12 protein-coding genes are annotated in these 13808 nt (G+C 34.4%); 5 read left to right on the plus strand and 7 right to left on the minus strand.

Features of this window, described 5'->3' with window-relative positions; translation table 11 throughout:
- Nucleotides 1–2: 2 nt before the first annotated feature.
- Entirely contained in the window at nt 3–257 is a 255-nt protein-coding gene (locus Q0871_RS13825) for a DUF4834 domain-containing protein (RefSeq protein ID WP_073246489.1), read from the minus strand.
- 87 nt (nt 258–344) lie between these two features.
- On the opposite strand from Q0871_RS13825, the gene Q0871_RS13830 reads away from it, so the two are divergent.
- Both Q0871_RS13830 and Q0871_RS13835 read left to right on the plus strand, forming a co-directional pair.
- Nucleotides 345–1430: a transporter gene (locus Q0871_RS13830; RefSeq protein ID WP_299324880.1), complete on the plus strand. Its 1086-nt coding sequence runs from the start codon at nt 345–347 to the stop codon at nt 1428–1430.
- 88 nt (nt 1431–1518) lie between these two features.
- Nucleotides 1519–2637, plus strand: coding sequence for a GTP cyclohydrolase (locus Q0871_RS13835; RefSeq protein WP_299324883.1), 1119 nt, complete (start codon nt 1519–1521; stop codon nt 2635–2637).
- A 68-nt stretch (nt 2638–2705) separates the two neighbouring features.
- Here Q0871_RS13835 and Q0871_RS13840 read toward each other — a convergent pair whose 3' ends face one another.
- From Q0871_RS13840 to Q0871_RS13850, 3 genes are all read right to left on the minus strand, one after another.
- The gene (locus tag Q0871_RS13840) at nt 2706–3965 is read right to left on the minus strand and encodes an aminotransferase class I/II-fold pyridoxal phosphate-dependent enzyme (protein ID WP_299324885.1); all 1260 of its coding nucleotides are present in this window, start codon (nt 3963–3965) and stop codon (nt 2706–2708) included.
- A gap of 119 nt (nt 3966–4084) precedes the next feature.
- Entirely contained in the window at nt 4085–5125 is a 1041-nt protein-coding gene (locus Q0871_RS13845; protein WP_299324888.1) for a PLP-dependent cysteine synthase family protein, read from the minus strand.
- A gap of 79 nt (nt 5126–5204) precedes the next feature.
- Nucleotides 5205–7262: a S9 family peptidase gene (locus Q0871_RS13850; protein ID WP_299324891.1), complete on the minus strand. Its 2058-nt coding sequence runs from the start codon at nt 7260–7262 to the stop codon at nt 5205–5207.
- Between the two features lie 126 nt (nt 7263–7388).
- Here Q0871_RS13850 and Q0871_RS13855 point away from each other — a divergent pair, with 126 nt between their 5' ends.
- Together Q0871_RS13855 and Q0871_RS13860 are read left to right on the plus strand one after the other, a co-directional pair.
- Nucleotides 7389–7715 carry a YbaB/EbfC family nucleoid-associated protein gene (locus Q0871_RS13855; RefSeq protein ID WP_299324894.1) on the plus strand — a complete coding sequence of 109 codons (327 nt, stop codon included), beginning with the start codon at nt 7389–7391 and terminating at the stop codon, nt 7713–7715.
- A gap of 41 nt (nt 7716–7756) precedes the next feature.
- On the plus strand, nt 7757–8209 hold the full coding sequence (locus Q0871_RS13860; protein WP_299324897.1) for a thioredoxin family protein: 453 nt from the start codon (nt 7757–7759) through the stop codon (nt 8207–8209).
- A 446-nt stretch (nt 8210–8655) separates the two neighbouring features.
- On the opposite strand, the gene Q0871_RS13865 is transcribed toward Q0871_RS13860, so the two are convergent.
- Entirely contained in the window at nt 8656–9756 is a 1101-nt protein-coding gene (locus Q0871_RS13865; RefSeq protein ID WP_299324900.1) for an OmpA family protein, read from the minus strand.
- Between the two features lie 187 nt (nt 9757–9943).
- On the opposite strand from Q0871_RS13865, the gene Q0871_RS13870 reads away from it, so the two are divergent.
- Nucleotides 9944–10258 (plus strand): YegP family protein, encoded by a 315-nt coding sequence (locus Q0871_RS13870; protein WP_299324904.1) that lies wholly within the window; start codon nt 9944–9946, stop codon nt 10256–10258.
- Here Q0871_RS13870 and Q0871_RS13875 read toward each other — a convergent pair.
- Entirely contained in the window at nt 10251–11273 is a 1023-nt protein-coding gene (locus Q0871_RS13875; protein WP_299324907.1) for a low specificity L-threonine aldolase, read from the minus strand. The genes Q0871_RS13870 and Q0871_RS13875 overlap by 8 nt on opposite strands.
- Before the next feature lie 21 nt (nt 11274–11294).
- Complete coding sequence (locus Q0871_RS13880) at nt 11295–13703, minus strand: zinc-dependent metalloprotease (protein ID WP_299324910.1); 2409 nt, start codon at nt 13701–13703, stop codon at nt 11295–11297.
- Between the last annotated feature and the right edge of the window lie 105 nt (nt 13704–13808).

Below are 13808 nucleotides of genomic sequence, written 5' to 3' on the forward strand. Positions count from 1 at the left end.
AACTAGTCTAGCTCTTCAAAGTCAATGTATTCACCTACTTTTTCAGAATCGTTCTTTTTCCGAGATGGTTTTTTATTGATAATAACACTTTCTTCTTCCTCTTGATTAAAAGGGCGTTGATTATCAAAAGCTTCTCTAAAATGAGATTCGGTTTTCTTAGCGGCGTAGTTCAATATTTTCGGTGCAAATAACTTCGCCAAAAATTTTAGCAAGTAATACACCAAAAGAATAATTAATATAGTTTTTAAAAAAGCCATTTATTCTTACTTAAGATATATCAAAAATACAATTATCACGTTGTATATAAAGAATCATACTATTAAAATAATTATAAAATCGTGTTCATGAATAGTCTTTTTGCCTACTCTAAATCATATCAATACGTATTAAGCTTCATTTTTCTTCTACCATTTGTAGGTATTTCACAATACACAGATGTTATTAATTCTAATAGACCTGGAGTTTCAGTAAGTGCCTATGCTGTTGGTAAAAACGTGATACAAGCAGAAATGGGCTTGTTTTACGAACAGAAAGACCATACACTATTAAATACGGAATCTAATATTTGGGGAACCGATATTTCTTTGAGATACGGATTACTATTTGAAAAACTAGAACTGAATTACGAAGGTACTTTTCAAGACCAAAACCTTACTTACTTAAATTTCGACTTGGTTGCTAAGCGTAGAGATTTTTCTAGAAATAGATTAGGATTAAAGTTTCTTGTTTATGATCCATTTAAAAACCCTGAAGCAAATAAGCCAAATCTGTATAGCTGGAGAGCAAATAACAAATTTCAATTAAAGAACCTTTTACCTGCTGTTTCACTTTACGGTGTTGCAAACTTCGTACTAGGCGACAATCCGTTTTACATTGGCGAACCTACAATATCTTACCGAGGTATGATAGCTACTCAAAGTAGATTAACACCTAGGTTTGTACTGATTACTAATACGGCGTATGACCGTATCACCACCGATGATCCAGAATTAAGTTATACAATTTCATTATCGCACGCCTTTAGAAACCCTAAATGGAGTGTGTTTGTTGAGCACCAAGGTATAGATAGTGATCGTTATTCAGATCTATTGATTCGTGGTGGTATCGCACATTTACTTAAAGAAAATCTTCAGTTAGATTTTAATATGGGTGCTAGTTTAAAAAATACACCAACTCGCATATTCTTTGGAATAGGAGGTTCGTATAGAATGGATTTTCATAAAGACAAGCTTAAACCAATTGAAGATCAAGACGCTGACCAAAATGGCGGAGCTATTGATAAGAAAGCGATGAAAAAGAAAAAGAAGGAAAACAAAGAAAAAGGAAGCGGTGCAGAAGATATCGACCTTGGACCTTCTAAAAAGCAACTAAAAAAATTAAAGAAAGCAGAAAAGAAGAAAAAGAAAGATAGTAGCGAGATAGACTTTTAACGAACCACTACTCTGCCCCATTTTTCATTCTCAACCACTTTAATTTGTTGATTAATATCACTAATATTGGCACTTCTAAAGAAGTTCAATGATCACACTACATGAAGCTAAAACAAAGCAAGACTTAAAACGCTTTGTAACTTTTCCGTTTTCGCTATATAAAAACAATACATATTGGGTGCCACCCATTATCAATGATGAGCTGGAAAGCTTTGATAAAGATAAAAATCCGGTTTTTAAAGATGCAGAAGCATGGTTCTTTCTTGCGAAGGACGGAGATAAAATTGTAGGTCGTGTAGCTGCAGTGATCAATCACCTAGAAATCAATCAACAAAACGTAAAAAAAATGCGATTTGGCTGGTTCGATTTTATTGATGACCCAGCAGTTTCAAAAGCACTTTTAGACAAAGTTGCCGAAATAGGGACAGAACACAATTTAGAATACATGGAAGGCCCTGTTGGATTCTCAAACTTGGATAAGGTTGGAGTTCTAGTAGAAGGTTTTGACCATATTGGCACCATGATTACTTGGTACAACCATTCTTACTATCAAAGTCATTACGAAAATTTAGGCTTTGTAAAAGAAAAGGAATACATGGAAAATAAGTTTCCCGCTAAAAATGCAGATCCGGCTTTGTTTACCAGACTGAATGACTTAGTAAAAAAACGCTACGGATTAAAAGAAGTAAATTTTACCAAGACAAAAGAGGTGATGCCTATGGCAGACGAAATGTTCGACCTCTTTAATGCAACGTACGCCAACCTTTCTTCATTTGTACCAATTACAGAAATACAGAAAGCATACTTCAAGAAAAAATACATCAGCTTTATAAATCCTGAATATATAAAATTTGTTAAAGATAAAGATGATAAATTAATTGCCTTTGCGATTGTAATGCCATCATTTTCAGAAGCACTACAAAAAGCGAAGGGAAAGTTATTTCCGTTTGGCTTGTTCCATTTACTAAAGGCTAAGAAGAACAGTAAAGACGTTATTTTCTATTTAATAGGCATAGATCCCGAATATCAAAACAAAGGGGTTACAGCTGTTATATTCAACGAATATCACAAAACATTTAATGAGAAAGGTATTGATATGTGCTACAGAACTCCCGAATTGGAAGAAAACTTGGCTATCAAGCAAATGTGGAAACATTTTGATCCAGTAGTGTATAAACGTAGAAGAACGTATAGAAAATCTCTCTAAAAATAGACAAAAGTAAAAAGCCCGAAATCAAATGATTTCGGGCTTTTTTAATATAATTTAATGAGCTATTATTCTCCCATTGCGGCAGCTACTGCTGCAGACAATCTTTTGTAAGTACCATTTTCTAAACGCTCACGAATTGCAGAGAAAGCTGTTAGCGTCTCTTCTACATCTTGTAATGTATGTGAAGCTGTTGGTATTAAACGTAAAAGAATTAATCCTTTAGGTATTACCGGGTAAACAACAATGGAACAGAAGATACCGTGATTTTCACGTAAATCTTTGACTAACGCCATTGCTTCAGGAATACTTCCATTAAGGTAAACTGGTGTTACACAACTAGTAGTTGAACCAATATCAAAACCATTTTCTTTTAATCCGTTTTGTAATGCATTTACATTTTCCCAAAGTTTAGTTTTAAGCTCTGGTTGCGTACGTAGCATATCTAATCGCTTTAATGCTCCTTTTACATAAACCATTGGTAATGATTTAGCGAACATTTGTGAACGCAAATTATATTTCAAATAATCAATTATACCTTGATCTGCCGCTAAGAAAGCACCAATACTTGCCATTGATTTAGCAAACGTTGCAAAATACACATCAATATCATCTTGAACACCTTGCTCCTCGCCTGCTCCTGCACCTGTCTTACCTAAAGTACCAAAACCATGTGCATCATCAACCAATAATCGGAAATTGTACTTTTTCTTAAGTGCAACAATTTCTTTTAATTTTCCTTGCTCCCCACGCATTCCAAAAACACCTTCGGAAATAACTAAAATCCCTCCACCTGTTTGTTCTGCCATTTTAGTAGCGCGTACCAAGTTCAACTCTAAACTCTCAACATCGTTATGTTTAAACGTAAAACGTTTTCCCATATGAAGACGTACACCATCAATAATACATGCATGAGAATCTACGTCATAAACGATAATATCATCTTTACCCACCAAAGCATCAATACACGACATGATCCCCTGATAACCGAAGTTTAATAAATATGCAGCCTCTTTTTGAACAAATGCAGCACATTCTTGCTCTAGTTGCTCATGAAACTCGGTATGACCACTCATCATCCTAGCTCCCATTGGGTAAGCAGCACCATATTCGGCAGCAGCCTCGCCATCAATTTTTTTAATTTCAGGAAGATTTGCCAAGCCTAAATAATCATTGATACTCCAGGTGATAACATCTTTCCCCTGAAATTTCATTCTATTAGAAATAGGACCTTCTAATTTTGGAAAAACAAAGTATCCCTCTGCTTGTGAAGCCCATTTACCTAAAGGGCCTTTATTCGCTAAAATTCTTTCAAATAAGTCTTTCATTGTTTAATTTGGATCTGTCTGTAAAAGTAAATAATTTTGATAAAAATTCATAAATTATTTATAATGCAAAAAAGTGGGCTATAAACCCACTTTTTATTTAATACTCTATTGTATAAAATTTACTTTATATATTGAATCTCTTGTGCCTCTTCAACTGTTTCAGTATTCAAGAATCCTTGATCTTCCATCCACTGATCACTATATATTTTACTCATATAGCGAGAACCATGATCAGGAAAAATACAAACTACGTTGCTATTTTCGTCAAATGTATTTAGTTCATCAAGTTGCTTAATAGCTTGCATTACCGCACCGCTAGTATACCCAACAAAAATACCTTCTGTTCTAGAAATTTCTCTAGCCGTATGTGCACTTTCAGCATCGGTTACTTTAATAAATTCATCTATAGCAGTAAAATCTGTAGCACCGGGAATAAGATTTTTACCCAAACCTTCTATTCTATACGGATAGATTTCGTTAGTATCTAATTTACCTGTTTCGTGATATTTCTTTAATACAGAACCAAAAGCATCAACACCTATAACTTTGATATTCGGATTTTGTTCTTTTAAGAAACGAGCTGTACCAGAAATAGTACCACCTGTACCGCTACACGCAATAAGGTGCGTTATTTGTCCGCCAGTTTGTTCCCAAATCTCAGGGCCAGTAGATTTATAATGCGCTTCCATATTCAGTTTATTAAAATACTGATTAATGTATATGGACCCTTTAGTTTCTTTGTGCAATCTTTTAGCCACTTCGTAGTACGACCTCGGATCATCTGCACTAACATGCGCCGGACATACATATACCTTTGCGCCCATAGAACGAAGCATATCTATTTTATCTGGAGATGATTTAGAACTAACTGCTAGTATACAATCGTACCCTTTAATGATACTTGCCATTGCAATACTAAAACCAGTATTACCTGAAGTTGTCTCTATTATTGTACTGCCTTCGGTAAGTATACCTGCCTTCTCTGCCTGCTCAATAATATGAATCGCAATTCTATCTTTAGAAGAGTGACCTGGATTGAATGCTTCTACCTTCGCGTAAAAATTACCGGTAAGATTTTCTGCTATTCTATTTAATTTAACTAGTGGTGTATTACCTACAAGTTCTAAAATATTGTTGTAAGCCCTGATCTCATTTTTCATAAGGGGGATATCAATGTTTAATTAATATATGAACGAAATTTGTTAAAATTTCTGAGGCAAATTTACTGATTTTTTTCCACTATGCGATTTTTCCCTCTAAATCTAAAAGAAATGCATATTCCTTAGCCACCTCACGTAAAGACTCAAACCTACCTGATGCACCGCCATGACCTGCTTCCATGTTGGTATTCATTAACAATATATGGTTATCAGTTTTTAACTCTCTTAGCTTAGCAACCCATTTTGCAGGTTCAAAATACTGAACTTGAGAATCATGCAACCCTGTTGTCACCAACATATTCGGGTATTCTTGAGCAATAACATTATCATAAGGAGAATACGATTTCATATAATCGTAATAGTCCTTTTCGTTCGGGTTACCCCACTCATCATATTCGCCCGTAGTAAGTGGTATAGAATCATCTAACATAGTTGTCACAACATCTACAAAAGGTACAGCGGCAATAACCCCGTTATAAATATCTGGTTGCCTATTTATGATTGCCCCCATTAATAAACCACCAGCAGAACCGCCCATAGCATATAAATGACTGGCACTTGTCATTTTTTTCGCAATTAAAAATTTAGAACAATCGATAAAATCTGTGAACGTGTTTTTCTTTTGCAACAACTTCCCAGTCTCATACCATCTGCGCCCTAAATATTCTCCTCCTCTAATATGAGCAATGGCAAATACAAATCCGCGATCTAGCAAACTCAACCTAACGGTAGAAAAATAAGGGTCAATGGTTGAACCGTACGATCCATATGCATATTGCAAAATAGGTGTGTTTTCATCTAAAACAATATCTTTTCTGTACACAAGTGACATTGGTACTTTTACACCATCTCTTGCGGTTGCCCATAAACGCTCTTCTTTATAATTATCTTTATCGAACAGACCACCAAGCACCTCTTGTTCTTTTTTGATTTCCTTTGCCTTAGTTCTCATATTAAAATCAATAACAGAACTTGGTGTTGACATAGAGTTATAGGAGTATCTCAAAATCTCCGTATCAAAATCAGGATTACTACCTACATAAGCTGTGTATGTTTCACTTTTAAAAGGTAAAAAGTACTCTCCAGTACCGTCCCACTTAATAATTCGAATTTTATTAAGTCCGTTTTCACGTTCAGAAAGCACATAGTATTCTTTAAAAATATCGATGTCCTCTAAGAGAACCTCTTCACGGTGGGCAATAAATTCTTGCCAATGCTCAGAACTAGTTTTCTCTTCAGAAGTACGCATCAGCTTAAAATTCTCTGCTTTATCCTTATTCGTTAAAATATAGAAGCTATCCTCATAATGAAAAATAGTATATTCTAACCCTCTTTCTCTAGGTGAGAATACTTCAAACTCCCCATCAGGATTATCCGTAGAAAGAATTTGAAATTCAGAAGTCAAAGTACTAAATGAGCCTATTACCAAATACTTTTTAGATTTGGTTCGGTATACGAATGTGCTAAACGTATCGTCCTCTTCATGAAAAATTAAAACATCTTCAGATGTAGGTGTACCTAGTTTATGTTTGTAAATTTTATCAGAACGCAGCGTAACAGGGTCTTTACGCGTATAAAACAGCGTTTGGTTATCATTTGTCCAAACACCACCACCAGTTGTATTCTCTATTTTATCATCTAAAATCAGCCCTGTTTCAAGATTTTTTATCTGAAGTGTATACTGCCTTCTAGATACCGTATCTACCCCAAAAGCCGCCATTTTATTATCAGGACTAATAGCTATACCCCCAAGACTAAAATAATCATGACCTTTTGCCATATCATTACAGTTGAATATAATTTCTTCGGCAGCCTCTAAATTTTCCTTAAATCTAGAATACAAAGGGTATTCCCCTCCTATTACGTAACGGGTGCTGTACCAATATTCATTTAGTTTATAAGGCACGGAAGAATCGTCTTCTTTAATTCTACCCTTCATTTCTTGAAATAGAGACTCTTGAAAATCTTTGGTATGCTTTGTTAAAGAATCGTAATACGTATTCTCTGCCTCTAAATATGAAATAACATCTTTATTCTCCTTATCATTTAGCCAATAATAATTATCTAAACGAACATCATCATGTTTAACTAATTCTTTGGGAATTTTTTTCGCCTTTGGCGGATGCTTAAGAGTCATATGAACTTCTTTATTAAATAAGATGGCAAAAATAAGACTAATTCATAGACCCCCGTTTTATTAGCTTGAAAAACTGAAATACTCCTATTTTTAGTACTTTTACAACCTAAATCTAATAATGATATTATGTTTGGAGATATGATGGGTATGATGGGAAAACTTAAAGAGACCCAAAAAAAAGTAGAAGAAACTAAAAAAAGATTAGACACCGTAACATTAGAAGAAAAATCTAGTGACGGTACAATATCAGTTATCATAACTGCGAACCGAGAAATTAAGAAAATCGTAATAGATGACAGTCTTTTGCAAGACAAAGAGCAATTAGAAGATTATTTAATACTAACTTTAAACAAGGCTATAAAAAATGCAACTAACGTTAACGAAACCGAATTAGCAGCTGTTGCTAAGGACGGAATGCCCAATATTCCTGGCATGGATTCGTTATTTAAGTAAGATTGGCAAGTTATTTGTAGTTAACCTTTTAAATATTAATTATGAAGTATATAATATTATTATTCATGATTCCACTAGTGGCTTCTGCACAAGCAGATTTTAATAGTGTAGATGATTCTAAATGGCTTACCAATTATGATTCTGCTATTTCAAAAGCGAAAAAGCAACATAAAAATGTACTAGTATATTTTACAGGTAGCGACTGGTGCCCGCCTTGCAAAATGTTAAAGACCGATTTATTCGATACTAACGAATTTCAAGAATTATCAAATAATTACATACTTCTATATATTGATGTTCCTAGAAATAGAGATTTAATATCAGAGAAGCAAATGGTTCACAACAAAGAATTGTTGACCAAATTAAATAAGAAAAAAGTATTTCCGATGTTTAAGGTTATAGATGCCAAAGGAAATGAATTAGATAAATTATCTGGTTATAGCATGAACGGTGTTATAGATTCTCATCTTAAGCTTTTAGAAAAGAACAAATAATTTTAAATAATTACCAATATATAAAAAGGGCTTACATCATGTAAGCCCTTTTTATTTTTATATACTTATGTGTAATTAAAATTAAATAATACATGGTATTTACATAACTAACATCTACAGTTAAATAGATAACCTCAGCAGTAATACCCATACTCTTTAACAACTACCTTCATTAGCACCCGTAACACTTTACCCCATTTAAAGCTAAATTCATATAAGGTTAAAAGCAAGATCAGCAATTGCTTAGTAGAAATTAGAAGAAGAATAGTTTATCTCTCTATAAGATTAGCAACAACCCCTATTATATCTTGTAGCATCAATATTAAACATAGCTACGCAAGATATATACTCTTAACAGAACTGATTAGATATAAAAAGCAGTAAGTTTTAAGCATAAAAAAAGGGCTTACTTTACGTAAGCCCTTTTTCACTAAATAACCTATTTACTAGTTATTAATTAATCTAAATTGAGTTCTTCTGTTAGCTGCGTGCTCTCTTGCAGTACAAGAAACACCATCGCTACATCTGTTTAATAATTTAGTTTCACCGTAACCATTAGCTACTAAAAGACTAGAGTTAACACCTTTAGTGATTAAGTAATCTGCAACCGCCTTAGCTCTTCTTTCAGAAAGGTTTTGGTTAGATGCAGCTCCACCTTGAGAATCTGTATGAGAAGCTAATTCAACTTTAACACCAGGGTTTTGAGCTAATACAGGTAATAATCTGTTATCGATAATACTTTTTGCTTCAGAAGTTAATGTTGCGCTACCAGATTCCCAGTTAATAGGTAAAGCTTGGTACTCAACTAATGCACATTCTACTTCTTTCCAAGTAGTCAATCCACCTTTTTCTTTTAAAACCTCTTTAGAGATAGTAGTAGTCTTAGCAGGAATCAATTCTTCAACTGTATAAGCATCTTTATCTAAAACTGTTTTAGTAATTTCTCTGTACTCTGCAGGAATAATTTTCTCAACAACTTGTGCAGGAGAAATTAATACTGATTTAGTATAAGATCCATTTTTAGAACCTAATGGAGAACTTGTAGTAGAAGCAGCATTTGCAAGAACTTGAGTTGAAACTGTCTCAAATTGTGCAGGATACCCTTTGTAACACCAGTATCTACAATCATCAGGATTACCTGACTCACAATCAGGAGCAGCAACTCCTAATTCCCATTGTGCATAGGCTGGCTTTATTTCTAATGTTTGTGTGCTAGGAGAAAAAGAAGCAGGGATCACCTGTAAAGAATTTCCACCTCCTTTAGATACATACGTTACAGTTTCTGTTCCCCACTTAGCAGGAACTACTGTTAGTACTTTTTCTTCTTCTCTCACTAATACACGTTCTGTAATTGTTTTGAATGTAGCAGGAACCGTTTTTAAAATCTTGTAAGACGGATTTGTTGTAATTGTTGATGACTCGTTTACATAAACATCTGGAGTTGTACAACGAACATAACATTTACCAGGTTCTGGATTTGACGGCAAATCTTGTGCCATTGCAAAAGAAGCTGAAAATGCAACTGCTAGAAATAATACTTTTTTCATTTTGATAGTGTTTAAAATTAATAATTGGTTATTTGAAATTATTTATCTGAGGTTTCCTGTTTAGTCGTTTCATTTTAGTGTCGAACTCTAATTTGAAACCGACTGGGTTAACGCCTCAATAATTAAGACACACTATTATTTAGAAAGTCACTAAAAAGCAGAGAAAATATTATTTATCTTTAGTCATATGATTAAAATTAACAAAAAGGAAGACGGGTTTTATCAGTTCATTTTAAAGTCTGATAATGGTAACACCCTATTAAAGAGTGTATCGTTCTATACTGAGAACGAATTAGATAACACTTTAAAAGATATAAAAGCGCTGAAAAACGCGAACGGTAAATTTTTTGAACGCAGAACAAATACCGATGGGAAATTTTTGGTGGAATTAAAAAATTCTACAGGAAAAATAATCGGCTCCAGCGGACTTTACTCCTCTGAAGCCGGTATGGAAAATGGAATATTGAATATTTCTAACAGTATTGACTTAGGTATTAAATAGTAGCCAATTGCTTTAATAATTCATCGTGCATGTTATCTGTGTAATCTAAATGGGTCACCATTCTCAATTTACCTTGACCCATGCCAATGATTAAAATATCTTTTTCTTTTAAGGTATTTACAAATTGATCACTGGTCATATAAGATTCATCTATTTCAAAAATGACAATATTTGTCTCTATAGGCTCAACCTTTTTTATGAAAGATTTTGATGCTAATACATTTCCAATCTCTTTTGCCTTTTTATGATCTTCTGCCAATCTATCGACATTATTATCTAAAGCATATATTGCTGCGGCAGCCAAAAAGCCAGACTGGCGCATACCACCACCAAAAATTTTACGAATTCGTAGCGCCTTATGCATATGTTCTTTTGTGCCCAACAACAAAGATCCGACCGGGCAACCCAAGCCTTTACTTAAGCAGACACTTATAGTATCGAATAACCGACCATATTGTAATGCCGTTTCATTCTTTTCTACCATGGCATTCCATAAACGGGCACCATCTAAGTGATATCCTAATTTATAATCATCGCAGACTTTTCTTATTTTCTGAAGCTCTTGAAAATCCCAACAAGTACCACCACCTTTATTTGCGGTATTCTCAACACATACTAATGTTGAAAGCGGACTATGATAAAAATCTGGCGGATTAATAACCGACTCAACCTGAGCAGCCGTCATGGTACCTCTATCACCATCGACCAACCTACATGAGACACCACTATTAAAACTTACACCGCCACCTTCATAATTATACACATGAGCATATTTGTCACATATCAATTGTTCGCCTGGTTGTGTATGTAATTTTATGGCAGTCTGGTTCGTCATAGTACCACTAGGAAAAAACAACGCAGATTCCATTCCAAAAAGTTTAGCAGCTTTTTCCTCCAAAGCGTTTACAGTTGGGTCTTCTTTAAATACATCGTCACCAACTGCTGCAGACATCATAGCATCTAACATACCTTGCGTAGGCTTAGTTACCGTATCACTGATAAGATTAATTATCATAAATAAACTATAAAAATTGAATTAATGAAAACAACTCATTCCAATAGGCGAACCATCAGGAATCTTAAGCGAAGGTATCACTTTGAACAATTCTGGATGCTCACTAAATGTTTTAATTCTCTTGACCATTTCTGCACTAATTGCATTTGACTCAGAATCTTTAACAAATTGAAAACTCAACTCTTTTAATTTTTGAGCTGCTATCGCATTTACTTGTGGATGCACATTTGCATGACCCGCCAAATTCATAAGATGAAATAACACTCTAAAATTAATGGTGGTCTGGGCTTCGCTCAAATAAGCATCTTTCTGCTTCTTATTAATAGTCGCTGCAATCAATTTATCTAAAACCTCATCTAAACCAACATTATCTGTATCAATTGCTTTTTGCTGAATTAGTCTTGATGCTTTCTCTGGATGTAACAAAAACTTCAGTGTCATATCCGATGCAGTTTCAACAGCTGACAATGCATCAAAAGAAACACCCGTTTTACCATTAATAGATTCTCTTGTTCTTGGCGTACCAAAGGCACGTGGCGGAAACAAGCTTAACTTATCTTTAGGTATAGAGATCTCACTGGCATCTAAAGTTTTTAAAACAACTTTCAATGCTTCTTCTTGCATTGCTTTATCTGCAATAGCAACAACTTCTTGTCCGTCACCTTTTATAGCATAGTTATATTCTAATCCGCCAATAACTTTAGCAACACCTTCCGTTTGGTATCTATGAAAAAAGTATAACGGCACAAATACATCTTCTAAAACTGAATATGGAGTACCATCTTGAATATTATCCGCAGAAAAATTAGCTATAGCCACTTTTCGCAGCTTCAACATATCATCTAATTCTTTACTAACATCAGTTCCATTATCCCATAAATGAGCCAATACATGAGCACTACCTTGTGGTCGTGCATCTTGATCGGTAATATAACGGAGTCCGTCTGCCTTGGCTTTATCTAAAATTTTGTTTAGACCATCTTTTTCATTTTCATCTTCATTAAAGTTCTGATACGAATAAGCTACTGTTACCTTATCCCAATCCCCTATTCCAACTTCATAGGCTTTTGCAAAATCAACTTTACCATCAATTAATGAAAACTGCGGATGAGGATAATCCATAACAGATGCCTTGTTAGTTGTACTTGCCGCATAATTATGCGCAAATCCTAAAGTATGACCAATTTCATGAGCTGACAGCTGACGAATACGCGCAATGGCCATTTCTAACATTGGCTGGTAGTTATCATCTCGCTCAGCAAAAGGCTTGTTCATTAATGCTTGGGCAATTAAGAAATCTTGACGAATTCTTAAACTTCCTAAACTTACATGACCTTTCATGATCTCGCCAGTTCTAGGATCTGTAATACTACTACCATAGCTCCACCCTCTGGTTGAACGGTGCACCCATTGAATAACATTATATCGAACATCTAAAGGATCAGCATCGCCTGGTAACATTTTTAATTGAAAGGCATCTTTATAGCCTATTGCCTCAAAAGCTTGGTTCCACCAACGACCACCTTCTAAAAGTGCAGAACGTACGGGTTCTGGCGTACCATTATCTAAATAATAAATAATTGGCTCAACCGCTTCACTAACTGAAGCTGTAGGATCTTTTTTCTCTAAACGGTGTCTTCTTATAAATTGCTTTAAAATGTTTGACTCAACGGGAGTCGCATAATCATAATAATTAAAAGGAGAAGAACCTGATCTTGGGTCAAACACACGTTTTTCATATTTATCATCTGGCAACTCTATAAAAGAATGGTGTTCTGCCACGGTAACCAAATTAGCATTTGGGGCTACACTTCTTATATAAGCTCCTTTTGCTTCACCCTTAAAAGTCATGGTAACATCAAACTCCACATTTTTAGGAAAAGCTTTGGTTCTATCAAGAGCAAATGCACTTTTAGATTTATCTAGGCTATACGAACCTTGCTCTGTTCTTTTTAAACGGTTAGAAACACCGTGAGCATCTTGCATTAGAAAATCGGTAATATCAATAACATACGTACCGCCTTTCTCTTCTACAATAGGAAAACCGAATAAAACTGATTTAGCAAATGCCTGTTCTACAGATTTACGCTCTAATTCATTATCGGTAATCGCCCTATATTTCATATTCGGCTGAACCAACAATAGTTTGTTACCAGCTTTCTTAAAAAATACTACTTGCTCATCTCCTAATTGACCACGATCTAAACCAATATCATTACTACCGATACCACTACTTAATGAGTAGACATATAAAAATTCTTCATCTAAATTATCGACTTCTAAATAAATTTTGTCGCTATCGCCATCATAATAAAAATCATAAAGACCTTCGTACTTGACAAATTTTTTCTTTTGATCACTAAACTGTGCTGATAACATATTAAAGGATAGTATTATCAACCCAAACAGAAGCATATAATTCTTTCTCATTCTCTTATTAGTTTTGTTTAAAAGTATAGAAAAACTTACGAATGAAAAACATGTAGAGTAAACTAAATTATAAATACTGTACTTGTTAAAAAAGCTGTCGAATTA

The organism is uncultured Maribacter sp. (assembly GCF_947500985.1).
Classification (GTDB): Bacteria; Bacteroidota; Bacteroidia; order Flavobacteriales; family Flavobacteriaceae; genus Maribacter.